Source organism: Pseudomonas sp. TE31087, assembly GCF_057284075.1.
On record NZ_JBXVNN010000001.1, the window covers coordinates 3992197 to 4016538 of the forward strand.

Annotated in this window: 29 protein-coding genes, 1 tRNA gene and 1 pseudogene; 18 read left to right on the plus strand and 13 right to left on the minus strand. The window is 62.0% G+C overall.

Annotated elements, in window-relative coordinates; translation table 11 throughout:
* Nucleotides 1-53 precede the first annotated feature (53 nt).
* Both ilvA and ACZ899_RS17960 read left to right on the plus strand, forming a co-directional pair.
* Nucleotides 54-1568 (plus strand): threonine ammonia-lyase, biosynthetic, encoded by a 1515-nt coding sequence (ilvA, locus tag ACZ899_RS17955; protein WP_203648598.1) that lies wholly within the window; start codon nt 54-56, stop codon nt 1566-1568.
* Nucleotides 1569-1696: 128 nt separating this feature from the next.
* Complete coding sequence (locus ACZ899_RS17960) at nt 1697-2122, plus strand: DUF2269 family protein (RefSeq protein ID WP_234562342.1); 426 nt, start codon at nt 1697-1699, stop codon at nt 2120-2122.
* A 120-nt stretch (nt 2123-2242) separates the two neighbouring features.
* Here ACZ899_RS17960 and ACZ899_RS17965 read toward each other — a convergent pair whose 3' ends face one another.
* On the minus strand, nt 2243-2899 hold the full coding sequence (locus tag ACZ899_RS17965) for a histidinol-phosphatase (RefSeq protein ID WP_234562343.1): 657 nt from the start codon (nt 2897-2899) through the stop codon (nt 2243-2245).
* A 141-nt stretch (nt 2900-3040) separates the two neighbouring features.
* Here ACZ899_RS17965 and ACZ899_RS17970 point away from each other — a divergent pair, with 141 nt between their 5' ends.
* From ACZ899_RS17970 to ACZ899_RS17980, 3 genes are all read left to right on the plus strand, one after another.
* Nucleotides 3041-3520: an RNA pyrophosphohydrolase gene (locus ACZ899_RS17970; protein ID WP_028688498.1), complete on the plus strand. Its 480-nt coding sequence runs from the start codon at nt 3041-3043 to the stop codon at nt 3518-3520.
* A gap of 22 nt (nt 3521-3542) precedes the next feature.
* Nucleotides 3543-5816, plus strand: a complete 2274-nt coding sequence (gene ptsP / locus ACZ899_RS17975; RefSeq protein WP_232854875.1) for a phosphoenolpyruvate--protein phosphotransferase — start codon at nt 3543-3545, stop codon at nt 5814-5816.
* 137 nt (nt 5817-5953) lie between these two features.
* Complete coding sequence (locus ACZ899_RS17980) at nt 5954-6397, plus strand: hypothetical protein (RefSeq protein ID WP_203648604.1); 444 nt, start codon at nt 5954-5956, stop codon at nt 6395-6397.
* A gap of 163 nt (nt 6398-6560) precedes the next feature.
* Here ACZ899_RS17980 and gabP read toward each other — a convergent pair whose 3' ends face one another.
* A complete protein-coding gene (gabP, locus tag ACZ899_RS17985; protein ID WP_203648614.1) occupies nt 6561-7946 on the minus strand; it encodes a GABA permease in 1386 nt (461 codons plus the stop codon).
* A 606-nt stretch (nt 7947-8552) separates the two neighbouring features.
* On the opposite strand from gabP, the gene ACZ899_RS17990 reads away from it, so the two are divergent.
* From ACZ899_RS17990 to ACZ899_RS18010, 5 genes are all read left to right on the plus strand, one after another.
* Nucleotides 8553-9326 (plus strand): ABC transporter ATP-binding protein, encoded by a 774-nt coding sequence (locus ACZ899_RS17990; RefSeq protein WP_234562344.1) that lies wholly within the window; start codon nt 8553-8555, stop codon nt 9324-9326.
* A gap of 13 nt (nt 9327-9339) precedes the next feature.
* The gene (locus ACZ899_RS17995; RefSeq protein ID WP_110734354.1) at nt 9340-10101 is read left to right on the plus strand and encodes an ABC transporter substrate-binding protein; all 762 of its coding nucleotides are present in this window, start codon (nt 9340-9342) and stop codon (nt 10099-10101) included.
* A gap of 57 nt (nt 10102-10158) precedes the next feature.
* Complete coding sequence (locus ACZ899_RS18000; RefSeq protein WP_203648618.1) at nt 10159-10851, plus strand: ABC transporter permease; 693 nt, start codon at nt 10159-10161, stop codon at nt 10849-10851.
* Entirely contained in the window at nt 10852-11541 is a 690-nt protein-coding gene (locus ACZ899_RS18005; protein WP_232854873.1) for an ABC transporter permease, read from the plus strand.
* Nucleotides 11542-11635: 94 nt separating this feature from the next.
* Nucleotides 11636-12862: a methyltransferase gene (locus ACZ899_RS18010; RefSeq protein ID WP_234562345.1), complete on the plus strand. Its 1227-nt coding sequence runs from the start codon at nt 11636-11638 to the stop codon at nt 12860-12862.
* 225 nt (nt 12863-13087) lie between these two features.
* On the opposite strand, the gene mdtI is transcribed toward ACZ899_RS18010, so the two are convergent.
* Both mdtI and ACZ899_RS18020 read right to left on the minus strand, forming a co-directional pair.
* Nucleotides 13088-13405, minus strand: coding sequence for a multidrug/spermidine efflux SMR transporter subunit MdtI (gene mdtI / locus ACZ899_RS18015; protein ID WP_050703396.1), 318 nt, complete (start codon nt 13403-13405; stop codon nt 13088-13090).
* A complete protein-coding gene (locus ACZ899_RS18020) occupies nt 13399-13758 on the minus strand; it encodes an SMR family transporter (protein WP_234562346.1) in 360 nt (119 codons plus the stop codon). The genes mdtI and ACZ899_RS18020 overlap by 7 nt, the downstream gene beginning before the upstream one ends.
* Nucleotides 13759-14285: 527 nt before the next feature.
* On the opposite strand from ACZ899_RS18020, the gene ACZ899_RS18025 reads away from it, so the two are divergent.
* The 6 genes from ACZ899_RS18025 to ACZ899_RS18050 all read left to right on the plus strand — a co-directional run bounded on the left by ACZ899_RS18025 (nt 14286) and on the right by ACZ899_RS18050 (nt 16240).
* On the plus strand, nt 14286-14864 hold the full coding sequence (locus tag ACZ899_RS18025) for a hypothetical protein (protein WP_203648623.1): 579 nt from the start codon (nt 14286-14288) through the stop codon (nt 14862-14864).
* A 9-nt stretch (nt 14865-14873) separates the two neighbouring features.
* The gene (locus tag ACZ899_RS18030; protein ID WP_023629980.1) at nt 14874-15080 is read left to right on the plus strand and encodes a helix-turn-helix domain-containing protein; all 207 of its coding nucleotides are present in this window, start codon (nt 14874-14876) and stop codon (nt 15078-15080) included.
* A gap of 18 nt (nt 15081-15098) precedes the next feature.
* On the plus strand, nt 15099-15485 hold the full coding sequence (locus ACZ899_RS18035) for a hypothetical protein (RefSeq protein WP_203648624.1): 387 nt from the start codon (nt 15099-15101) through the stop codon (nt 15483-15485).
* A gap of 22 nt (nt 15486-15507) precedes the next feature.
* Nucleotides 15508-15759 (plus strand): hypothetical protein, encoded by a 252-nt coding sequence (locus ACZ899_RS18040; protein ID WP_028688480.1) that lies wholly within the window; start codon nt 15508-15510, stop codon nt 15757-15759.
* Between the two features lie 98 nt (nt 15760-15857).
* Nucleotides 15858-15933 (plus strand) — tRNA-Thr (locus ACZ899_RS18045).
* 67 nt (nt 15934-16000) lie between these two features.
* Nucleotides 16001-16240, plus strand: coding sequence for a hypothetical protein (locus ACZ899_RS18050; RefSeq protein WP_234562347.1), 240 nt, complete (start codon nt 16001-16003; stop codon nt 16238-16240).
* Nucleotides 16241-16646: 406 nt separating this feature from the next.
* On the opposite strand, the gene ACZ899_RS18055 is transcribed toward ACZ899_RS18050, so the two are convergent.
* The 4 genes and pseudogenes from ACZ899_RS18055 to ACZ899_RS18070 all read right to left on the minus strand — a co-directional run bounded on the left by ACZ899_RS18055 (nt 16647) and on the right by ACZ899_RS18070 (nt 19450).
* The gene (locus ACZ899_RS18055; protein WP_234562348.1) at nt 16647-17099 is read right to left on the minus strand and encodes a DUF2442 domain-containing protein; all 453 of its coding nucleotides are present in this window, start codon (nt 17097-17099) and stop codon (nt 16647-16649) included.
* Nucleotides 17087-17317, minus strand: a complete 231-nt coding sequence (locus ACZ899_RS18060) for a DUF4160 domain-containing protein (RefSeq protein ID WP_234562349.1) — start codon at nt 17315-17317, stop codon at nt 17087-17089. The genes ACZ899_RS18055 and ACZ899_RS18060 overlap by 13 nt, the downstream gene beginning before the upstream one ends.
* A 422-nt stretch (nt 17318-17739) precedes the next feature.
* Nucleotides 17740-18937: pseudogene (locus tag ACZ899_RS18065) on the minus strand (IS256 family transposase).
* Between the two features lie 177 nt (nt 18938-19114).
* Nucleotides 19115-19450 carry a hypothetical protein gene (locus tag ACZ899_RS18070; RefSeq protein ID WP_234563084.1) on the minus strand — a complete coding sequence of 112 codons (336 nt, stop codon included), beginning with the start codon at nt 19448-19450 and terminating at the stop codon, nt 19115-19117.
* A gap of 224 nt (nt 19451-19674) precedes the next feature.
* Here ACZ899_RS18070 and nirK point away from each other — a divergent pair, with 224 nt between their 5' ends.
* Both nirK and ACZ899_RS18080 read left to right on the plus strand, forming a co-directional pair.
* Entirely contained in the window at nt 19675-20820 is a 1146-nt protein-coding gene (nirK, locus tag ACZ899_RS18075; protein WP_234563085.1) for a copper-containing nitrite reductase, read from the plus strand.
* Between the two features lie 77 nt (nt 20821-20897).
* Entirely contained in the window at nt 20898-21107 is a 210-nt protein-coding gene (locus ACZ899_RS18080) for a DUF3079 domain-containing protein (RefSeq protein WP_234563086.1), read from the plus strand.
* Here ACZ899_RS18080 and ACZ899_RS18085 read toward each other — a convergent pair.
* The 5 genes from ACZ899_RS18085 to ACZ899_RS18105 all read right to left on the minus strand — a co-directional run bounded on the left by ACZ899_RS18085 (nt 21088) and on the right by ACZ899_RS18105 (nt 24331).
* On the minus strand, nt 21088-22281 hold the full coding sequence (locus tag ACZ899_RS18085; protein ID WP_442800148.1) for a type II toxin-antitoxin system HipA family toxin: 1194 nt from the start codon (nt 22279-22281) through the stop codon (nt 21088-21090). The genes ACZ899_RS18080 and ACZ899_RS18085 overlap by 20 nt on opposite strands.
* Entirely contained in the window at nt 22278-22529 is a 252-nt protein-coding gene (locus tag ACZ899_RS18090; RefSeq protein WP_234563087.1) for a helix-turn-helix transcriptional regulator, read from the minus strand. Before ACZ899_RS18090 ends, ACZ899_RS18085 begins: the two co-directional genes overlap by 4 nt.
* Before the next feature lie 112 nt (nt 22530-22641).
* Complete coding sequence (locus tag ACZ899_RS18095; protein ID WP_232854869.1) at nt 22642-23055, minus strand: type II toxin-antitoxin system HicB family antitoxin; 414 nt, start codon at nt 23053-23055, stop codon at nt 22642-22644.
* Between the two features lie 17 nt (nt 23056-23072).
* Nucleotides 23073-23264 carry a type II toxin-antitoxin system HicA family toxin gene (locus ACZ899_RS18100; RefSeq protein ID WP_050703388.1) on the minus strand — a complete coding sequence of 64 codons (192 nt, stop codon included), beginning with the start codon at nt 23262-23264 and terminating at the stop codon, nt 23073-23075.
* Nucleotides 23265-23785: 521 nt separating this feature from the next.
* The gene (locus ACZ899_RS18105; protein ID WP_234563088.1) at nt 23786-24331 is read right to left on the minus strand and encodes a phosphonate degradation HD-domain oxygenase; all 546 of its coding nucleotides are present in this window, start codon (nt 24329-24331) and stop codon (nt 23786-23788) included.
* Nucleotides 24332-24342: the final 11 nt, after the last annotated feature.

Genomic DNA, 24342 nt, shown 5'->3' on the forward strand with positions numbered 1-24342 from the left:
TGACGCTGCGGTAGACTCCCAGCCCTTGTCCCGCGGCCCAGTGATGCTTTCCGATGCTCGAACAGTACGTCAAGAAGATCCTCACCTCGCGCGTCTACGACGTTGCCGTCGAAACCCCGCTGCACAGCGCCGGGCAGTTGAGCAAGCGCCTGGGCAACACGGTGCTGCTCAAGCGCGAGGACCTGCAGCCGGTGTTCTCGTTCAAGATTCGCGGGGCCTACAACAAGCTGGCGCAACTGAGCGCCGAAGAACTGGCCCGCGGCGTGGTCACCGCCTCCGCCGGCAACCACGCCCAGGGCCTGGCCCTGGCAGCGCGGGAGCTGGGGATCAAGGCGACCATCGTCATGCCCAAGACCACCCCGGAGATCAAGATCGAAGGCGTGCGCTCCCGGGGCGGCAAGGTGGTGCTGCACGGTGACACCTTCCCCGAGGCGCTGGCCTACTCGCTGAAGCTGGTGGAGGAAAAGGGCTTCGTCTACATCCATCCCTACGACGATCCGCACACCATTGCCGGGCAAGGCACGGTGGCCATGGAAATCCTGCGCCAGCACCCGGGCCAGCTGGACGCGATCTTCGTGCCGGTCGGCGGCGGCGGGCTGATCGCTGGCATCGCCGCGTACGTGAAATACCTGCGCCCCGAGATCAAGGTGATCGGCGTCGAGCCGGACGACTCCAACTGCCTGCAGGCGGCCATGGCCGCGGGTGAGCGCGTGGTGCTGCCACAGGTCGGGCTGTTCGCCGATGGCGTGGCGGTGGCGCAGATCGGCCAGCATACCTTCGACATCTGCCGTCACCATGTGGACGAGGTGATCACCGTCAGCACCGACGAAATCTGTGCAGCGATCAAGGATATCTACGACGATACCCGCTCGATCACCGAACCTGCCGGCGCGCTGGGCGTAGCCGGCATCAAGAAGTACGTCGAGCTCAAGGGCGTCGCCGGGCAGACCCTGGTGGCCATCGACTCGGGCGCCAACGTCAATTTCGACCGCCTGCGCCATGTGGCCGAGCGCGCTGAACTGGGCGAGAAGCGCGAGGCGATCATCGCCGTGACCATCCCGGAGCGTCCGGGCAGCTTCAAGGCCTTCTGCGAAGCCATCGGCAAGCGCCAGATCACCGAATTCAACTACCGCAAGCACACCTCGGACGAGGCGCATATCTTCGTCGGCGTGCAGACCCACCCGGAAACCGACCCGCGCGCGGTGTTGGTCCAGCAGTTGATCGAGCAAGGCTTCCCGGTTACCGACCTGACCGACAACGAACTGGCCAAGCTGCACATCCGCCACATGGTCGGCGGCCACTCGGCCGGGGCCAGCGACGAGATGGTGCTGCGCTTCGAGTTCCCCGAGCGGCCGGGTGCGCTGTTCAACTTCCTCAACAAGCTGGGTGGGCGCTGGAACATCTCGATGTTCCACTACCGCAACCACGGCGCCGCCGATGGCCGGGTGGTCGCGGGCCTGCAGGTGCCGGAGGACGAGCGCCACCTGGTGCCGGCGGCGCTGGCCAAGATCGGCTATCCGTACTGGGACGAGACCGAGAACCCGGCTTACCGGCTGTTCTTGGGTTAACTGACTAAGCTGGGCGTATGGTCCTTCGCGGGTAAACCCGCTCCCACAAGGTTGGCGCGTCACCTGTGGGAGCGGGTTTACCCGCGAAGAGACGGGCGCGAATTACCCTGCTGAAGGACGATGAAGACATGGAACACCTGACCACCCTCAAGACCCTGCACATCCTCGCCACTGCCCTGTTGCTGCTGGGCGGCCTGGGCCTGGCGACCTGGACTGTCCGCGCCCGCCGCCAGGGCGATGCCGAGGCCTACGGCAAACTGTTGCGCCGACCGCTGGTGTTCGTCTGGCTGCTGATGGGGCTGTGCCTGGTGAGCATGCCGTTCACCGGCTGGTGGCTGGTGCACCTGGTCGGCTGGCCGCTGGGGCAGACCTGGGTACTGGCGTCCAGCGTCATCTATACGCTTGGCGCGCTTGCCGTGTGGTGGCTGGTGGTACGCCTGAACCGGCTGCGCAAGGCTGAAACCGTGGGTTTGAAGTTCACCTTGGCATTGGCGGTGTTCAGTGGCGTCTGCTTCCTGTCCATCGCGGGCCTGATGGGCGCCAAGCCGGTCTGAAGCATCGCGGGGCAAGCCCGCTCCCACGCCAGATCAAGTTGCACCCAAGATATTGGACATTGATCCAACACCCGGAAGCAATTCAGATCGTGGGAGCGGGCTTGCCCCGCGATCAGGCCTTCAATCGCGCAACGAAACGACCGGCCACCCCCGCCGCTCGGCCTCCGCCCGCAGCCTCGGATCCGGATCCACCGCCACCGGGTTCGCCACCACCTCCAGCAACGGCACATCGTTCAGCGAATCGCTATAGAAGTAGCTGTCCTCCAGGTCAAAGCCGTTCTCCAGCATCCAGCGGTTCAGCCGCGTCACCTTGCCTTCACGGAAACAGGGTATATCGGTACTGCGCCCGGTATAGCGCCCGTCCTGCGCTTCGCATTCGGTCGCCAGCAGCACGCGCACGCCCAGGCGGCGGGCGATCGGCGCGGTGACGAAGCGGTTGGTGGCGGTGATGATCACCAGCTGGTCGCCCGCCTCGCGGTGCTGCTGCAGCAACGCCAGGGCCCTGGGCAGGATGATCGGCTCGATGCAGTCGCGCATGAACTCTCGGTGCCATTGCTCCAGCTGCGCAGGTTCGCTGGACGCGAGGATCTCCATGGAGAAGGCCAGGTAGGCCTGCATGTCCAGGGTGCCGTTGAGGTAGTCCTGGTAGAAGGCGTCGTTGCGTTGCTTGTAGGCGACCGGGTCGAGAATGCCCCGCTCGCACAGGTAGTCACCCCAGGCGTGGTCGCTGTCGCCACCGAGGAGGGTATTGTCCAGGTCGAATAAAGCCAGGCGCATCGCGGTCACTCGCATCAGCCACGGAAGAGCCCCGCAGAATACGGAGTTTTCACCTCGCTGCACATAAGCTTGGCGGGCGCGTTGCTGCGCGCTCAGGCTTTGTGGAACAATGCGGTGACATGCGTTTGCGAGGTTGCTGCCGTGATCGACCCGGATGGTTTTCGCCCCAATGTCGGGATCATTCTCACGAATGATGCCGGGCAGGTGCTATGGGCTCGGCGGATCAACCAGGATGCCTGGCAGTTCCCCCAGGGTGGCATCAACCCTGACGAGACGCCGGAAGATGCCCTGTACCGCGAGCTGAACGAAGAAGTGGGCCTGGAACGCCAGGACGTGGAAATTCTTGCCTGCACCCGTGGCTGGTTGCGTTATCGTTTACCCCAGCGCCTGGTGCGCACCCACAGCCAGCCGCTGTGCATCGGCCAGAAACAGAAGTGGTTCCTGCTGCGCCTGGTGAGCAATGAGCAACGGGTGCGCATGGACCTCACCGGCAAACCGGAATTCGATGGCTGGCGCTGGGTCAGCTACTGGTATCCGCTGGGCCAGGTGGTGACATTCAAGCGCGAGGTATACCGTCGCGCCCTGAAAGAGCTAGCCCCGCGCCTGCTGACGCGCGACTGACGACGGAGTCCGACCCCGAGCCATGCTCAATACGCTGCGCAAGATCGTCCAGGAAGTGAACTCCGCCAAAGATCTCAAGACGGCGTTGGGTATCATTGTCTTGCGCGTCAAGGAGGCGATGGGCAGCCAGGTCTGCTCGGTCTACCTGCTCGACCCGGACAGCAACCGCTTCGTGCTGATGGCCTCCGAGGGCCTGAACAAGCGCTCCATCGGCAAGGTCAGCATGGCCCCCAACGAGGGCCTGGTCGGCCTGGTCGGCACCCGCGAGGAGCCGTTGAACCTCGAGAACGCCGCCGACCACCCCCGCTACCGCTACTTCGCCGAGACCGGCGAAGAGAAATTCGCCTCCTTCCTTGGTGCGCCGATCATCCACCACCGTCGCGTGGTGGGGGTACTGGTCATCCAGCAGAAGGAGCGCCGCCAGTTCGACGAAGGCGAAGAAGCTTTCCTGGTCACCATGAGCGCCCAGCTCGCCGGGGTTATCGCCCACGCCGAGGCCACCGGCTCGATCCGCGGCCTGGGCCGCCAGGGCAAGGGTATCCAGGAAGCCCGCTTCGTCGGCGTGCCGGGCTCCCCGGGCGCTGCCGTCGGCCGCTCGGTGGTGATGCTGCCGCCCGCCGACCTCGAGGTGGTGCCGGATCGCACCGTCGAAGACATAGACACCGAACTCAAGCTGTTCAACAACGCCCTCGAAGGCGTGCGCGAGGACATGCGCAAGCTGTCGGCCAAGCTCGCCACCCAGCTGCGCCCCGAAGAGCGCGCATTGTTCGACGTCTACCTGATGATGCTCGAGGACGCCGCCCTCGGTGGCGAGGTGGTCGAGGTCATCAAGACCGGCCAGTGGGCCCAGGGTGCCCTGCGCCAGGTGGTCGGCGAGCACGTCAACCGCTTCGAGCTGATGGACGACGACTACCTGCGCGAGCGTGCCTCGGACGTCAAGGACCTGGGCCGGCGCCTGCTGGCGTATCTCCAGGAGGCCCGCTCGCAGTCGCTGGTCTATGAGGACAACACCATCCTGGTCAGCGAGGAGCTGACCCCCGCCATGCTCGGCGAGGTGCCGGAAGGCAAGCTGGTGGGCCTGGTCTCGGTACTCGGCTCGGGCAACTCCCACGTGGCGATCCTCGCCCGGGCGATGGGTATCCCCACCGTCATGGGTGTGGTCGACCTGCCGTATTCGAAGGCCGACGGCATCGAGATGATCGTCGACGGCTACAAGGGCGAGGTGTTCACCAACCCGGGTGAAGTGCTGCGCAAGCAATACAGCGATGTGGTCGAGGAGGAGCGCGAACTGGCCAAGGGCCTCGACGCCCTGCGCGAACTGCCGTGCGTCACCCCGGACGGCCACCGCATGCCGCTGTGGGTCAACACCGGCCTGCTCGCCGACGTGGCCCGCGCCCAGCAGCGCGGCGCCGAGGGCGTCGGCCTGTACCGCACCGAAGTGCCGTTCATGATCAACCAGCGCTTCCCCAGCGAGAAGGAACAGCTGGCGATCTACCGCGAGCAGCTGCAGGCGTTCCACCCGCTGCCGGTAACCATGCGCAGCCTCGACATCGGCGGCGACAAGTCGCTGTCGTACTTCCCGATCAAGGAAGAGAACCCGTTCCTCGGTTGGCGCGGCATCCGCGTCACCCTCGATCACCCGGAAATCTTCCTGGTGCAGACCCGCGCCATGCTCAAGGCCAGCGAGGGCCTGAACAACCTGCGCATCCTGCTGCCGATGATTTCCGGCATCCACGAACTGGAAGAAGCCCAGCACCTGATCCACCGCGCCTGGGGCGAGGTGCGCGACGAAGGCACCGACGTGCCGATGCCGCCGGTGGGGGTGATGGTGGAAATTCCCGCCGCCGTGTACCAGACCCGCGAGCTGGCGCGCCAGGTCGACTTCCTCTCGGTCGGCTCCAACGACCTGACCCAGTACCTGCTGGCGGTCGACCGCAACAACCCGCGGGTCGCCGACCTGTACGACTACCTGCACCCGGCGGTGCTGCAGGCGTTGCAGACCGTGGTCAGCGTCGCCCACGAGGAAGGCAAGCCGGTGAGCATCTGCGGTGAGATGGCCGGCGACCCGGCCGCGGCGATCCTGCTGATGGCCATGGGCTTCGACAGCCTGTCGATGAACGCCACCAACCTGCCGAAGGTGAAGTGGATGCTGCGCCAGATCAACCTGAGCAAGGCCAGGGAACTGCTGGCCGACGCCATGAGCCATGACAACCCGCAGGTTATCCACAGCTCGCTGCAACTGGCGCTGAAGAACCTTGGCCTGGCGCGGATGATCGGGCCGAACAAGACCCTCTGAGATCCTGGGCCCGCTTTGCGGGCCTTATGTCGCGAAAGGGGCGCAGAGCGCCCCGGCGATCTCGAATACCTGCTTGGGTTTCCCTGGCAACTACGCTTCAATACGCGCCTTTACCAGTCGTCCAAGGATCCGCCCCCATGGCCACCAACACCAAACAACAGAAACGCGCCAAGCGCGCCGCCACCAAGGCCAAGCAGAACCGCATGGTGCGCAGCGGCCAGGCAGTCAAGGCCAGTGCCGGCGACAGCGCCAGCGTCGAGCAGGTGTTCAACAAGGCCATGGAGTCGGGCAGCTACGACAGCCTGTTCGTGAAAATGAAGGAAGCCCAGGAAGGCGGCCTGGTGCCGATGATCTCGGTATTCCTGGTCGACCCACTGCTGGCGCTGGTGCTCAAGGGCCACAAGGAAGAACACGCCACCGACTACATCGTCCTGGTGTTCACCGCCTACCGCGCGTGGCTCGACGGCATCGACGAGGATGCGACCATGGCCTGGCTGGAGAGCGACGAGTTCCAGGACGCCTATGTCACCGCCTCGGAGGTCGTGGCCAGGCAGCAGCAACAGCAGAAGCAGTTCGGCTGATAGTGACGCTCAACTTGCGCCGGCCTCTTCGCGGGTAAACCCGCCCCCACAGGTTCCCTATCGCCTTTCAGGCTTGTGCGATCCTTGTGGGAGCGGGCCTCACAGGCAAACAAAAAGGCCGCGCCCCTCACAGGACGCGGCCTTTGCATTTCACACCAGCGGATCAGCTATCCAGCGCCACCCGCGCAGCAGCGCCACGCTTGCGGTGCAGCAGCAGGCCAGCCGCCACCACACCAATGCTCAGGATGGCCGTGGCGATGATCTCGGCACGGTGGTCTTCACGCAGCGCCATCACCACCAGGATGGCAATGATGAAGGCGATGGTCGCCCAGGTCAGGCCCGGGAACATCCACATCTTGAACGAGATCTTCTCGCCCTTGGCTTCACGCTGGGCACGCATGCGCAGTTGCGACACGGCGATCACCAGGTACACCAGCAGGGCGATGGCGCCGGAGCTGGCCAGCAGGAACTCGAACACCGCGGCCGGGGCCAGGAAGTTGGCGAACACGCACAGGAAGGCCGCGGCGGTGGAGAGCAGCACGGCCCAGTGCGGGGTGCCCGCCTTGGTGGTGCGCTGGGCGATGGCCGGGGCGTCGCCACGCTTGCTCAGGGAGAACAGCATGCGCGAAGAGGTGTACAGCGCCGAGTTCAGGCAGCTGGTCACGGCGATCAGCACGACGATGTCGACGATCAGCTTGGCATTCGGCACGCCGATCAGGCTGAGGACGGTCTGGTAGGAACCTTTCTCGGCGAGGGTCGGATCGTTCCAAGGCACCATGGCCACGACCAGGAAGATCGACACCAGGTAGAACAGGCAGATACGCCAGATCACCGAGTTGGTGGCCTTGCTGATCTGGCGACCCGGGTCTTTCGACTCGGCGGCGGCGATGGTAACGATCTCGGTACCCATGAACGAGAACATGGTGGTCAGCATCGCGGCCAGCACCGCGCCCAGGCCGTTGGGCATGAAGCCCTGGGTATCGAACAGGTGGCTGATGCCGCTGACCTGGCTGCTCGGCACCATGCCGAACATGGCCGCGCAACCGACGACGATGAAGCCGATGATCGCCAGCACCTTGAGCAGGGCGAACCAGAACTCGAACTCACCGTAGTTCTTCACGCTGAACAGGTTGGTGACGGTCAGCGCCAGGGTAATGATCAGGGAGAACGCCCACAGGTCCACCGACGGGAACCAGGCATGCAGGATAGCGGCGGCGGCGTTGGCCTCCAGCGGGATCACCAGGACCCAGAACCACCAGTACAGCCAACCGATGGTGAAACCGGCCCAGCGCCCGATGGCGCGATCGGCGTAGGTGGAGAAGGAACCGGTGTCAGGCGAGGCGACCGCCATTTCGCCGAGCATGCGCATTACCAGCACCACCAGGGTACCGGCGGCGGCGTAGGCCAACAGCACGGCAGGGCCGGCGGCAGCGATGGCATGGCCGGAGCCGACGAACAGGCCGGCGCCGATCACGCCGGCAATCGACAGCATGGTCACATGCCGTTGCTTGAGCCCCTGAGCGAGGTCATTGGAATTGTTACCGCTCATAAAACTACCTTTGTAAGGAGGTGGACTACACGAATGACTGGCCAGCGCGCCGGGGTGTGAGTGGGCGTCGCTGCATTCAGTGGTTTCGGGATGGCAATAAGCGGGCCAGCTGAGAATGGCTTTCGTCTGAAATGTTTCTGTAACCAAGAACGACGCGGCTTGCAGGGCATTGTGCCAAGCTTTGACCGAAAGGTCGTCAAATCCCCATGCCAGGTTGGGATTACTGAAATACCCACTTACAAACGCACCAAAGGTGCCCCTCGGTAACACCTTGGCACAAATTCAGGACACGGCAAAGCGCAACCTCAAGGCGCAACCTCGAACCCGCATAACCCGCGACACAGTGCCACCCGGCCAAAAACGGCTTCCCAGATAGGAACAAAGCTGGCACCATCGCGCCTTTTTTCATCAAAGCTCCGGTGCTGGGCAGAACGCCAATGCGGATATCCTGGCGACAGTCCACTGCAGCGATGCGACAAACTGTCCCACCAGCGACCCGAGCCCCCCGCGACCCGGTTGGCCGCCGTTGCGCCGCTATGCTAGCGTGGCGCTCGCCAGGAAGGCCGCCAACAGCTGGGAACGCACCCGAACACATGAGGACCGCACATGGCCCAGGCCACGCCCGCGCTGGAAATCCGCAACCTGCACAAACGCTATGGCGAGCAGGAAATTCTCAAGGGCATTTCGCTGACCGCGCGCGACGGTGACGTGATCTCCATCCTCGGCTCATCCGGCTCTGGCAAGTCCACCCTGCTGCGCTGCATCAACCTGCTGGAGAACCCGCACCAGGGCGAAATCATCGTCGCCGGCGAGTCCCTCAAGCTCAAGGCGCAGAAAAACGGCGAACTGATCGCCGCCGACAACCGCCAGATCAACCGCCTGCGCAGCGAGATCGGCTTCGTCTTCCAGAATTTCAACCTGTGGCCGCACATGTCGATCCTCGACAACATCATCGAGGCGCCGCGCCGCGTGCTCGGCCAGAGCAAGGCCGAGGCCACCGAGCACGCCGAGGCGCTGCTGAACAAGGTCGGCATCTTCGACAAGCGCCACAGCTACCCCGCCCAGCTTTCCGGTGGCCAGCAACAGCGTGCCGCCATCGCCCGTACCCTGGCCATGAAGCCCAAGGTCATCCTGTTCGACGAGCCGACCTCGGCGCTCGATCCGGAAATGGTCCAGGAAGTGCTTAACGTCATCCGCGCATTGGCCGAAGAAGGCCGTACCATGCTGCTGGTGACGCACGAGATGAACTTTGCCCGCCAGGTGTCCAGTGAAGTGGTCTTCCTGCACCAGGGCCTGGTCGAAGAGCAGGGATCGCCGCAGCAGGTCTTCGAGAACCCGACCTCGGCGCGTTGCAAGCAATTCATGTCCAGCCACCGCTAACGGAGCAACACGAATGCAGACCTACAAGAAATTCCTCCTGGCCGCTGCCGCCACCCTGGTGTTCTCGGCCAATGCCATGGCAGCCGAGAAACTGAAAATGGGCATCGAGGCGGCCTACCCGCCCTTCAACAACAAGGATGCCAGCGGCCAGGTGGTCGGCTTCGACAAGGATATCGGTGACGCCCTGTGCGCCAAGATGAAGGTCGAATGCGAAGTGGCCGTCTCCGACTGGGACGGCATCATCCCGGCGCTGAACGCCAAGAAGTCCGACTTCATCATCTCCTCGCTGTCGATCACCGACGAACGCAAGCAGGCCGTCGACTTCACCGACCCCTACTACTCGAACAAGCAGCAGTTCATCGCACCGAAAAACGTCGACTTCAAGACCGACCGCGCTTCGCTCAAGGGCAAGACCATCGGCACCCAGCGCGCCACCCAGGCGGCTACCTGGCTGGACGATAACGGCGGCATGGACGGCGAGTTCAAGGTCAACCTGTATGATGGCCAGGAAAATGCCTACCTCGACCTCACCTCCGGCCGCGTCGATGCCATCCTCGCCGACAAGTACGCCAACTACGACTGGCTGAAATCCGAAGCCGGCAAGAACTACGAGTTCAAAGGCGACCCGGTGAACGAAAGCGATAAGGTCGGCATTGCCGTGCGCAAAGGCGACAATGAGCTGCGCAACAAGCTCAACGCCGCACTGAAGGAAATTGTCGCCGACGGCACCTACAAGAAGATCAACGACAAGTACTTCCCGTTCAGCATCTATTGATTCGCCCCGACAGGCATCGCCGCCCTGGCGATGCCTGTCCCTTGAACAAACTTACCCATGAATATCGACCTGCACGGATTCGGCCCGGCCATGATGGCCGGTACCCTGATGACCGTAAAACTGGCGCTCTGCGCCTTGCTGCTGGGGCTGGTCCTGGGCCTGCTCGGCGCCCTGGCCAAGACCTCGCCGGTCAAGCCCTTGCAATGGCTTGGCGGCACTTATTCCACACTGGTGCGCGGCGTACCCGAACTGCTCTGGGTGCTGCTCATCTACTTCGGCACCGTCGGACTGATGAACAGCCTGGGCGAGCTGCTGAACATGCCGGGCCTGGAGCTCAGCGCCTTCACCGCCGGGGTGATCGCCCTCGGCCTGTGCTTCGGCGCCTACGCCACGGAAGTGTTCCGCGGCGCGATCCTGGCCATCCCCAAGGGACACCGTGAAGCGGGCCTGGCACTGGGCCTGTCCAAGGGTCGCATCCTCTCGCGGATCATCCTCCCGCAGATGTGGCGCATCGCCCTGCCGGGCCTGGGCAACCTGTTCATGATCCTGATGAAGGACACCGCGCTGGTGTCGGTGATCGGCCTTGAAGAAATCATGCGCCACGCGCAGATCGGCGTGACCGTGAGCAAGGAGCCGTTCACCTTCTACGCGGTCGCCGCCTGCATCTACCTGGGCCTGACCATCATCGCGATGATCGGCATGCACTTCCTGGAAAAGCGCGCCGCTCGCGGCTTCATGAGGGCCGAGTAAATGAACTGGGAAGTCATCATCAAGTGGCTGCCACGCCTGGCCCAGGGCGCGACCCTGACCCTGGAGCTGGTGGCCATCGCCGTCATCGCCGGCCTGATCCTGGCCATTCCGCTGGGTGTGGCGCGCTCTTCGCGGCACTGGTACGTGCGCGCCCTGCCCTACGGCTACATCTTCTTCTTCCGCGGCACGCCGCTGCTGGTGCAGTTGTTCCTGGTCTACTACGGCCTGGCCCAGTTCGACGCAGTGCGCAACAGTTCGCTGTGGCCGTACCTGCGCGATCCGTTCTGGTGCACGGTGCTGACCATGACCCTGCACACCGCCGCCTATATCGCCGAGATCCTGCGCGGCGCCCTGCAGGCGATCCCCAAGGGCGAGATCGAGGCGGCCCGGGCACTGGGCATGTCGCGGGGCAAGACGCTGCTGTACATCATGCTGCCGCGCGCCACGCGCATCGGCCTGCCGGCCTACAGCAACGAAGTGATCCTGATGCTCAAGGCCAGCGCCCTGGCCAGTACCGTGACGCTGCTGGAACTGACCGGCATGGCGCGGACCATCATTGCCCGGACCTACCTGCCGGTGGAGATCTTCTTTGCCGCCGGGGTGTTCTACCTGCTGATCTCGTTCGTGCTGGTGCAGGGCTTCAAGGTGCTGGAGCGCTGGCTGCGCGTGGATGCCTGCCAGGGACGTTGAACCCGGGGCCGCACGTGGCCCCCTCTCTGTAGGAGCGGCCTTGTGCCGCGATGGGCTGCGCAGCAGCCCCTCTCGCTAGCGCCCCGGTGCTCGAATGACCACACCCCCCATCCTGCAAACCGACCAGCTCTTCGAGCGCTTCCAGGCCCTCGACCGCTTCCTCACCCAGCACCAGCCCCTGTGGCACCCACGCCCGTTCACCCACCTGCGCCTGGCGTGGGAAGACCAGCACCCGGTACTGTCCCATTGGCTGCGCCAGCGCACGCTCGAGCAAGCCGAATCCCCCGACGACACACCTGAGGCCCCAGCCCCCTTCCCACAACTGGCCGCCGAAGCCGAGCAGCTGTCCGCCGTCGGCGAACTGCCCGATGCCGGCCTGCATCCCGCCGGCCACCGCCTCGATGTCGGTGTCCCCGGCCGCAAGTGGCAGCAGATCGAAGCCTTCAGCCGTCGCCTGGCGTTCAGTCAACCCGCCCGGCACTGGCTCGACTGGTGTTCCGGCAAAGGCCACCTGGGCCGTCGCCTGTTGCAGACCGACCAGCAACTGACCTGCCTGGAGTACGACGCTGAACTGGTCAGCGCCGGCAAGGCCCTGAGCGAGCACCATCACCTGCCCGCCACCCACGTGCACCAGGATGTCATGGCCACCGACAGCGCCCGCCATCTGGACGGCGACAAGAGCGCGGTCGCCCTGCACGCCTGCGGCGACCTGCATGTCCGGCTCATAGAGCTGGCAAGCCAGCAGGGTTGCCGGCAGATCGCCGTTGCGCCCTGCTGCTACAACCGCATCCAGGGCAAGGCCTATCAGCCACTCTCCGGCGCCGCCCGGGCCTCGGCGCTAGCCTTGACCCAGGAAGACCTGGGCCTGCCGCTGAGCGAGGCGGTCACCTCCAGCCTGCGCACCCGCCGCCAGCGCGACACCTCAATGGCCCGCCGCCTTGGTTTCGACCTGCTGCAACGCCAGCAACGTGGCATCGACGACTACCTGCCCACGCCATCGCTGCCGGTCAGCTGGCTGGTAAAGCCCTTCGAGCAATACTGCCGCGACCTGGCCGAGCTCAAGCAGGTCACGATCCACGGCAACCCCGACTGGGCCACCCTGGAAGCCGCCGGCCAGCGGCGCCTGGCCGAGGTGCGTAACCTCGAGCTGGTTCGCAATCTGTTCCGCCGCCCCCTGGAAATGTGGCTGGTGCTCGACCGCGCCCTGTTCCTTCAGGAGCAAGGCTACGTGGTGCGTGTCGGGGTGTTCTGCGATTACCCGCTGACGCCCCGCAACCTGCTGCTGCTAGGCGAGCGTGACACAGCGCCGCAGCACGGTTGACAGCCTGTGGATAACTCTGTGAACAAGCTTGTGATGAAAATCACCAAATCTTGGATCCAGAGGCTATTTGCGCTGCTTTGCTTATTCCACCATGGGCGTCAAAGCCAGTAAAAACAGGACTTTGCGCAAAGACCGATGGTAGCGCCGGCCGGCATGCCTTTCGCGCAAGCGGCCAATGCCCATTGTGCATAAACCATTCGGCCAAGCGCTTTGGCGGGGGTGTTGTCAAGCCAGTTTGAGCAAGCTCATGCCTACCAGCAGCAGCACCAGGCCGAGCCAGCCGCGCCCGGCCAGGCGCTGACCGAACAGGGCCCACCCCATGGCCACGGTGGCGAGAATGCCGAAGCCACCCCAGATCGCGTAGGCCAGCGACAGGTCGATGTCTTTCACCGCCTGGGCCAGCGCGGTGAACGCCGCCAGCACGCAGAGGATCGAGGCCACGCCCAGGCCCTTGCGACGGAAACCGTCGGAATACTTGAGCAGCAGGTTGGCCAGGACTTCCAGCACAATGGCCAGGCCCAGCCAGGCAAATGGCATCAGCATGGCACGGCCTCCCCTTCACGTTCGACAGCCTTGGCCCGGGTGCCGGCCTTGACCAGCAAGATGCCGGCGATCATCACCGCCAGGCCCAGGGCCTTGGTCCAGCCCAGGCTTTCGCCGAGCCAGAGCACGCTGATCAAGGTGATCAGCACGATACCGAACCCCTCCCACAGCGCGTAGGCGACACCCACCGGCACACGCTTGACCGCCAGGGCCAGGAAGAAATACGACAGACAGATCATGACGTACATGACGACATGCCCCAGCACGGGGAAATGGGTGGCGGCGAGTTTCATCGACGCCGTGCCGATCACCTCGAAGGTGATGGCGACGATCAGGTAGATCCAGGAACGCATGATGCCCTCCCATGGGCGACAGCAGCCGAGCGCACAGGCATCGGCACCAGACAGAGACGTTTACGGCTGTAGAGGGAGGGTGGCGCTAGAGGTCGCCGGTCCAGTGACGCTCACGGGAAACCAGGCGGGAGGAAGAGAGGAGCTTGAAAGCTTTACTGTTCAACATAATGAACACAAGATTAGCTGAGCTGATCGATTAAGTCAAAACGATAGGCTAAGACTAAATATTTCTCGCGAAAAATTGCGTGCCTCCAGATTTATCCCCTTAAAGCCTGCTGAAAGCTTCGTAAATTATATTCCCCACAGCCGTTCCTATAGGGATGACCCTGCGACTGCTCTATAGCGTAGGCAAGCTTCCTCAGCGTGGGAGCGGGCTAGCCCCGCGATCACCGGCAAGGCCGGTGCCATGCCTACTCCCTCCTCCTGCGACAAACCGTCGCCACAGGCCAAATAACAAAATTAATTATTGTTTTACGATAATTATTCAAGAATAATCCGCTCCGTTCATCACTGTACGGAGGCACCCCATGAACAGTAGATCCGTGGCCTATGCGCGTTCGCGCCTACGCACCATCGGCGCATTCGCCGCCTACCTGGCGTGGACAACCGCGATCGTCGAGCTGACGATCACCCCGTTGCTTTTTATTTTCGATTTCCCCGACATGCTCAACGGCTACCTGCAAGCCTACGGCGACCAGATGCCCCTGCTGCTGGAACCCGGCTACCAGGCATCCCCCCTGGCCATCGGCCTGGTATTGGTGGTGGACATGATCCCGACGATGATTTCCGTCATCGCCCTCTGCCTGACCGGCCTGTTCTTCCATCGGCTGTCCCGTGGCCAGACCTGGACCTCGGACAATATCAAGCTGCTCTGGTGGGTCGGCCTGCTGTGCATCTTCACCCCGTTGCTGTGGCCGGTGACCTATACCTTGCAGGGCCTGGCCCTGGCCATCGACCTGCCGGCCGGCGAAAGGAGCTTCAGCTTCTCGATCGGTGTATCATCGCAGGCTGTCTACGAGATCATGAAAGGCATCCTGCTGTGTGCCTTCTCGCTGCTCATGCGTGACGCCAAGACCATCAGCGATGAACACAACTGTTATGTCTGACTGCTTCCTATGCCGATAATCATCCGCCTCGACGTCGTCATGGCCCGGAACAAGATGCGTTCCAAGGACCTGGCGGAAATCATCGGTATCACGGAAGCGAACCTGTCGCTGCTGAAAAACGGCAAGATCAAGGGTTTCAAGATCGAGACCCTGGAGAAGCTGTGTCGCGCCCTGAACTGCCAGCCCGGCGATCTGCTGGAGTTCAGCGACGAATGATCAAGGACTGCAACACCCATGGCACTTTTCCACAACAGTTTGGCCGCCCTCGTGCTGGCCTGCCTGGCCTTGGCCCTGGCCGGCTGCGGCCCGAGCTACACCTATAGATACTCGCCACCGCCCAGCGCGCATGGCATGAATTGCATCAACAGCTGTTCGACGGAGCGCAACCACTGCCAGCAGATGGCGCGCCTGCAGGAGAACAGCGAACGTGCGCTGTACCAGGCCGAGATGAGGGCCTACCAGTACTGCCAGAACGGCAAGAGCAAGAAGGAAGCGCGTCACAGTTGCCACTACCCGAGCTACCCCTTCCACACGGGGAGCAGCTACAGTTGCGGCAATGACTACGACTCCTGCTACATGGCCTGCGGCGGCACCATCCAGCGCATCCTGAACAAAGACTGATCCCGGAACGGACTCGAACATCGTGAAACACACCAAGCCTTTCGCCCTGCTGACCCTCGCCCTGGCCATGACCGGCTGCGCCAGCGGCACGCCTTCGAGCAAGCCCGCCCCGCTGAACTGGAACATGCCCGGCATGCAACTGGGCGGCGACCGCGGCCTGCCCCTGCACAACGCCGACGGCAGCTGCCGCAAGCGCGGCTGCGACAATGGCAAGCTGTTCTTCAACCCGGGCCAGCCCGAGCCAAGCGTCAACTCCATCCACCGCGGATGGTAGGAAAATTCTCCTTTGTGCGCGGTGACTTAGGGGAATGTGCGATGGATGCAACGAAGTGGTTTACAGCGGCAAATCCATCGCTATAATGACGCCCCTGTGCCGGTATAGCTCAGATGGTAGAGCAACTGACTTGTAATCAGTAGGTCCCGGGTTCGATTCCTGGTGCCGGCACCATTCGTAGTACTCAAAAGGCTCACCGAAAGGTGGGCCTTTTTTGTTTTGCCTACGAGAGGTGACTCAGATGGTGAATTTACCCAGCCTTAAGCAAGGCGTTGTGCATTCGGCCATGGCGTTCTCAAAAGCGTTCCGGAAACCCCCTCCCCAATGGTTTGCCTTCCGCCTGTTCTCAATGTTCCCCACAGGCTGCTGTGAATACGCAAGCTTGCTGGTGGCGTGGTTTCTATCTGAGGAATACGAGGGCATTACCGTCGACGTGGTAATGGGCGAGCTGAAGGAAGATCCGGAGCAACGGCATATCTGACTGAGGCTCGAAGGGCACAATCTGGATATCACCGCTGACCAGTTCGATGCAGCTCTCCCCCACACCCTCATCACCCAAGCCGGGGGATGGCATGAGAGATTCACCGAGATTCGCGTGGCGCCATTCCAAATGGGTTTCCACGAGAACTACGGGGATGACTGCAGGCAAGACTTCATCGACGACTACAGGGCCTTGGCACACAAGGCACGGGCGCAGCTCGGACCGTAGGCACAGAGCTAGCTCATGTTTCGGAGCTGCGATGTCGCGCCGAGAATCAGGTTCGCAAGCGCACCGCGTCTTCTGTAGGAGCGGCCTTGTGCCGCGATGGGCCGCAAAGCGGCCCCGGCAATCGCGGATCACAACAGGGAAACCTCAAGCCCCCACCGACAGGACTCAAAACACCCGATCAGGCGGCCTTCTGCTCCAAACTCTCCCACCCCAAGCATGCCAGTGCCAAAGTGCGCGGAACCGCTTCACGCCCACTGCTATAGCGACTGATGCTTCGGGCGCTGACGCCCAGCGCTTCGGCAGCCTGGTCAAGCGTCATCCGATGCCGCAAACGCCAACAAATAAAAACGCGGGTATTTTCATCAGGGGCATTCTGGGCAAGCGCATCCAGCAGCAGGGTATCCGCACCAATCTGAATATCCAGCGCCGGCCACTCCACCGACCATCCCCCGTCGCCCAATACGACACCTTCGAACGCTTTACGATTGGACAGCGGCGCCAATCCCGGATAGGTCTTGAGCGCATCACTCATATCCAGGGTGAAATGCTGACCATTGGTAAAAGTAAGCTCAAGGCTGGCACCCAATCGAGGCTGCACACCCTTGAGACGGGGACGTTTCATCGATGCCATTTCATCCACTCCTCCAACAAATCGGCCTGATTGGCCGCGACCCAAGCCAGGGCTTCTTGCACCACTTTGGCAGGTGCTCTGCCTTGGGTAACCGTCACAGACTCCAGACTGATCACCACATCCACTCCACCTCCCGTAAGGTGGACATGGGGTGGGAGATGATCTCTTTCCCTTAGCTCGATTCGGTACTTGTCGCGAAATCGATGTTTGGTAGACATGGCTTAATCGTATCGCCAATTTGGCGATACATCAACCGGTACGAACCGGCTGCTAGGGTATCCACAGCATCGGGGAGGCACATCTGAGCGGGCGCGTTCTTGCGGGGGTTGTAAAGCCGCACCTTTGATGAGGACCAACCAGCAAAAAACTACAACTCATGTCTGCGGCAAACCACTGATGCCATTAAATAAATCTGCCCCCTTTTTTGTCACCTTTTTTGTCACACCATTCAAGGTTCCATAGAAAGCTTTCACTATCTCTGGAACCCCCGAAAGACCCGCCTTATGGCGGTTTTTTTCGTTTTGGCGTTCCGTCGGATTCCGAGGGTAGCCAGCGCTAATAAGCAACCTGCAGCGCGACATAAGATCGTGTCCCGGGAAGTGGTGTAACTCATCATGGCCTTGACCACTGAGTTTGCCGTTTAGTTGATCACGGCCGACAGCTTGGCCTGTGGATTATCGCTGACCGCCTCGAAGGCCTCCAACTGCATATACCGCCGTTGCAGGCACCACTCGTCGTTCTGCTCCAGCAGCATCGCGCCTACCAGCCGTGTGATTGCAGGGTCGTTGGGAAAGATGCCCACGACGTCGGTGCGACGTTTGATTTCAGCGTTGAGCCGTTCCAGTGGATTGGTGCTGTGCAACTGCTGACGGTGCGCTTTTGGAAACGCCATGTGCGCCAGCACTTCATCCTCGCAGCCGTCCATGAGCGTCGCGATCTTGGGGTACTTTTCGCGCAACTGATCGGCGACCAGGCGCCACTGCTGATGACATTCGGCACGGCTGTCCTGGGCGAAAACCGTGCGCAGAAGCGCTGCCACCATGGTGCGCTGGCCCTTGCCGACATGGGCCATGGCGTTACGCATGAAATGCACGCGGCAGCGCTGCCAAGTCGCGTTGAAGACCTTGGAGACAGCCGCCTTGAGCCCCTCGTGGGCATCGGAGATGACCAACTTCACTCCACGTAAGCCACGCCGCATCAGGCTTCGCAGGAAGTCCGTCCAGAACGGCTCGGCTTCTGATGGGCCAACACGCATGCCCAGGACTTCACGGCCACCATCGGTGTTCACGGCCACAGCGATTATTACGGCGACCGAGACGATGCGCCCGGCCTCCCGCACTTTGACGTAGGTGGCATCTATCCAGAGATAAGGCCAGTCGCCTTCAAGCGGTCGGTCAAGGAAGGCGTGAACGCGCTCATCGATCTCACCAGCCAGCCGTGACACTTGGCTTTTGGAGATGCCGGTCATGCCCATGGCCTTGACCAGCTCGTCCACCGAACACGTTGAAACGCCCTGAATGTAAGCTTCCTGGATCACCGCTGCCATGGCCTTCTCGGCGGTACGTCGAGGCTCGAGAAAGCCAGGAAAGTAGCTGCCCTGGCGCAGCTTCGGGATCTTCAGGTCAACGTCACCGGCGCGGGTTTGCCAGAGGCGATCACGGTAGCCATTGCGGCTGTTTGTCCGTTCTGGGCTTTTGACATCGAAGCCGGCGCCCGCACAGGCCTTCGACATCGAACTCCATCATGCGCTGGGCAACGAACTGGATCATTTGCTTGAGCAGATCAGCGTCTGCCCCTTTCTCAACCAACTCGGTCAATGCGATAGTGGGCTTGGTCATCGTGGTTTCTCTGGTGAAGGTTAAGTCCGCAAACTCAACGTTAGCCAAGAACCACGATGACCATCCTCTTTCGCCCGCAGGGCGCCTTCGGCTGGTTCAGTTACACCACTTCCTGGGACACGATCCGACATAAAGACGGGCCAATGATGGATGTCTTTGTCTTGAGCGTGTCGGTTGTTAGCCCTTCACGTTATTGACTGGCGGCAGGTTCATGTGAATGGTGCATGATCCCATTTCGTTCACTTTATTCGTGCCTGGTTCATCCACAAGCTGTACCGAAATTCTGCCCATATGGACAGGTCCGGTGAGCGTTTTCAGCCTGACCCGCCTGTAGTTTCCAAACTTCTCCAGCGCGCCAAATGGCGTCGACCCAAGAATCTCATACTCGCAGAACCCGACTTCCGGATTCTCGGCCACGGCAAATCGACTGGCATAGATGTAAATCGAGGGCACGTCTGGGTGCCTCGAAACGTACTCGATACCCATGTTCAATTCATTGAGATTCGGATTCATTAGCTACCCCATGATTATCTATCCACAGAGACTCTACCGCTGACGAACCGAGGAAACCATCTCCAACCCTTCGTAGAATGAGCCGACATGGCAGCCTGAACGTCGGCTTCCCACCTGCGACACATCGCCCACCCCACCCACTTCTTGTTCTCCCTCAATAAACCCTACATTCAAAGCGGCTATTCCTGTGCCCGACGGCTTTCGTCGACTTAAGGAGAAGTCCCATGAATGAGCAAGAAGGCGTGTCCCTGACCCGGCGTGGCATGCTGGCCGGTACTGTGTTGCTGGGCGTCGGCGCCTCGGCGCTTGGCAGTGGCCTGGCACAGGCCGCGACCGCCGTACCGGGCCAGGACCCGGCGGTTGACCTGGCAAAACTGGAGCGCGTCAGCGTCGAACTGGTGGCGCCGCCGCAAGTCCACGCTCACACCCAGCGCGCCGAGGGCAAGCCGCGGATCGTCGAGTTCCGCATGGTCATCGAAGAGAAGGAGCTGGCCATCGACACCGCCGGCGCCTACATCCACGCCATGACCTTCAACGGCTCGGTACCCGGCCCGCTGATGGTGGTGCACGAGGGTGACTACGTGGAACTCACCCTGGTCAACCCGGCCAGCAACAGCATGATGCACAACATCGACTTCCACGCCTCCACCGGCGCCCTCGGCGGCGGCGAGCTGACCCACGTGAAGCCCGGCGAGCAAGTGATATTGCGCTTCAAGGCCGACCGTGCCGGGGTGTTCGTGTATCACTGCGCACCGGGCGGGGCGATGATTCCCTGGCATGTGGTGTGCGGCATGAACGGCGCGATCATGGTCCTGCCCCGCGACGGCCTGAAAGACCCAGAGGGCCAGCCGTTGCGCTACGACAAGGTCTGGTACATCGGCGAGCAGGACTACTACATCCCCCGCGACAAGGACGGCAAGTACAAGCGCTACGCCAACCCCATGGCCAGCTTCGGCGACATGAGCCAGCTGATGAAGGGGCTGGTGCCCAGCCATGTGGTGTTCAACGGCAGCGTCGGCGCCCTGACCGGCAAGCAGGCGCTCACCGCCAAGGTCGGCGAGACCGTGTTGATCGTTCATTCCCAGGCCAACCGCGACACTCGCCCGCACCTGATCGGCGGCCATGGCGACTATGTCTGGGCCTCGGGCAAGTTCGCCAACCCGCCGCAGCGCAACCTGGAGACCTGGTTCATCCCAGGCGGCGCGGCAGGCGCGGCGTTGTACACCTTCCGTCAGCCCGGGCTGTACACCTACCTCAACCACAACCTGATCGAAGCGGTGATGCTCGGCGCCGCCGCGCATGTGCAGGTCGAGGGCCGCTGGAACGACGACCTGATGAAACAGGTGCAGGCGCCCGGGCCGATCAGCTAGCGGCATTGACCCCGATCAAGCCCCTTGGCCATGCGCGGCATAGCCTGAGCGCAGGCATTCACTTCATGGAGGGAGACATGGCCAAGCGATTTCCCAACAACCCCAGCCATCCCGAACGGATCTGCTGGGGCTGCGACCTGTACTGCCCGGCCAAGGCGCTGGCGTGCGGCAACGGCGCGGACCGGACCATGCATCCGGTGGAGTTGTTCGGGGAGGATTGGCAGCACTTCGACAATTCCCTGAAGGCTCCCCCAGCCAAAGATCAGGTCAACCGAACGTCTGAATGAAGGGTGCCGCACTCGCCTTGATGGCGGCAACTACCTGAGGCGCCTGTTCGCACAACACAGACTCTCGGGCCAGCGTCTTTTCCAGGGCCTCGAGCTGGTTACGAATGAGCTCGGCAGGGTTGTTCACTTCGCACAGCGGAGCGAAATCCAGCAATCCTTGCCGTGACGCGAACAAGGATTTGTTGCCGCACAGCGATAGCGCCAGCACGTCCTCGGGTATGTATGCCGTGGTGTTGACGATATCGTAAGCCGGGGCCAGGCGCGCATCACGTCGAAGCGGCTCGGAGTAGAGCAGGCCGAAATTCTTCAGATGGGCATCCCCGTTGCCGACGATACAACTGAGCGCGACCATCTCGAACAGCTGTCGAAGCGACTGGCGCAGATGCTCGGGGGCACAAAACAAGCGAATGGCCTTGGCAATGGCCGCGTAGCTCTTGCTGTACTTCTGCTCGGCCGCAAGCCCCATCAAGGCTGCCATGTCTTCGAAGCCGATGGCCTTGTTCTGTTCGTCACGGTCAAAACGCCGCATGACGAACAATTTGCCGTTATCGGACAAGAAGAACTGTGGCACAGCCAGACCTGCAGCCTGCGCGACCGACATGCACAGGTATTCGTTGACCGCCAGGCCTGGGTACTCGTCACGCCCACTCTTGATGATCAGTTCGGAGGTTTTCGAGGTGAAGCGCTGGGACTGTGGATCGATCTGCTCCGGGACCAGCACCTTGGGCTGCACACCGGATATGCCAGCACGCAGAATGTAGCGATCCACCAGATCGGCAAAGATGTCCTGCGCCCCGTCCCATGAAAGGATGTCCGCCAATCGCTCGCCCGGGAACTTCTGCCGCAGCAACAGCGCATCCACAGCAGGCGAACTGACATGCACACGACCAATGGGCGAGCTGCTACCGGACAACGCCAGCAAAAGCATGGGATCCACCTGAACGATCTTCGCCAGCCGGTTGCGTAGTTGCTCCAGGACATAGCCTTCGGGCAGGTTCATCTGAAACACCGGATGCAGGTCCCGATGCCTGTACTCCTCGACGCGTACCGGCATCAACAGGCTGATCGCCGTACGTGGGTCGGCGTGTGGGGCATAGCGGAACAGGTAGTCGCCTGCATTGCTCAGTAATGTTCCACTGTTACCCTCAGGGGTCATGACGCTCAACGGCATCATTCGAACATTCCCTCAATCTCGTCCAGCGTCGGCATCACCGCCGGGACGACCTGCAATTCGCAATCGACCGCAGCCAATGCCCTTGCATAAGCGCCAATGGACACTGACAGGCTTCCCTTTTCCATGGCAATAACCTTCTGCCTCGTCAGGCCAGACAGGGTTGCAAGCGCCTGCTGGGTCAATCCACGATTGAGCCTACGCACGCGAATCTGCTCGCCCAGACGCTCGATAATCAATGAAGGAGTCATGTTCCGTATACGAGACAATTCATATTATTTGTAACGTATATAGGACATGATCAAAAATCAAACAAATTTCCACGGATTCCTCTCCCACAGCACGCTGGACACGATTGCCTGGTCACTTGCAATCCCCCTGCAGGATCCTGAGCGCCGCCTCGGCCAGGAAACCCGAGCGACTCTTGTGCTCCGGATGGTTCTGCACGTACGAGTCGATGCGGGTGAGCAGGTACGCCGGCAGCGTGATGTTGAGCTTCTCGGCCTTGCCCAGGTAACGGGTGATGTCGATGTCGATCAGCGCCCAGGTACAGCCAACATAAGCCGGATTGGCCGCGTGCACGCTGACCAGGCTGGCCTTGGGGATCTCCTGCTGGTCCTGGGCCAGCAGTTCGAGGTGGCCTTCGATGGCTTCGCGGGCCATGGCGATGGCGTTGTCGAGGTCTTCGCCGGCCGAGAAACAGCCCGGGATATCAGGGACTTCAACACCCCAGGCGTGTTGATCGTCACCGGGGAGAATCGCAATGGGGAACAACATGGTGATGGGTCTCCTCGTCAACTGGCATAGCCGATCCGCGCCTGGCGCAGGATGCTGGCCGCAGTGGCCGGCAGCAGGTCTTTCTTTGGGTGCGGGATGGTGACCAGGCCTGGCTTTTCGGGATGCTTGAAGTGATGGTGGCTGCCTTTCGAACGCACCAGATACCAGCCATCCGCCTCGATCACTGAAATCATTTCACGGCTGTTCATGAACCCATTTCTTGGGCTGGCCGCTCGGTGGTTAGTATAACCACCGAACGGCGTTTATCAACACCATACCCACTATTGCGACGAGTGGGCTGCCAGGAAGGGAAGTATGGTAAGAGGCACAGCATGAGCATCTGGAGAAGTGATGCGGGATCTTGCGGCCAAGCCTTTCAGGGTCTTTGACCGAGCGAGGGCCTTCAGGTGTCCGCCGTTACCCTTGCAGCGCCTATCAGATCGAGCGCCGCCCGCGCGGCGCATCGCGGCACAAGGCCGCTCCTACAATTGTTGCAACGTACCGAACCTGTCAGGCCATGGTTGCCTGCCTTGGTGCATGTCTTGAGACAGGTGGGGTGTCCACGCTGAGACCGCGTCGGAGCAACAAGGCGGACCAGGTAATGGCACAGGATTGACTGGCCCGAAACAGATGTAGGAGCGGCCTTGTGCCGCGATGCGCCGCGCGGGCGGCGCTCGATCTGATAGGCGCTGCAACTCTAACGCCGAACACCTTGAAAACAACGAATCGATCAAAGCACCGCCAGCGCCTTTTTCTTCAGCACCTCCAGATCCATCACCGGCACCCCGGTCAGCTTCGCCATCTCGTCCCACTCGCGCAGGCGCAGACTCACCCGGAATAGAGGATCGGCCTCGAAAGCATCGGCTTCGCTGTCTCTCATCACCCCGCCCTGGTACGCCAGCGTGCGCCGGCTGGCCTCGCTCAGGCGATCGTAGTAACCGGGCTGGCGCAAGGTCAGGTAGCGCTTGGCCTCGACGTGATACTGCACCAGCCGCGCCAGTCGCTCGCTGAAGCCGCAGCGGCGCAGGTACTCGGCACCGATACGTTCATGGCTGACGATGCCATAGCCGCCCATGTCCTCGCCCTCGCACAGGTGGCCGATGTCGTGGAAGAAGGCGGCGAGGACCACTTCGTCGTCGTAGCCCTCCTGCATGGCCAACTGGGCGGCCTGGGACATGTGCTCGATCTGGGTGATGGCTTCGCCGATGTAATCGGCACTGCCGTGGCGCTCGTAGAGGGCGAAGGTGTCGCTGATGATCTGGGTGGGTGTGGGCATTGTGCCTAATC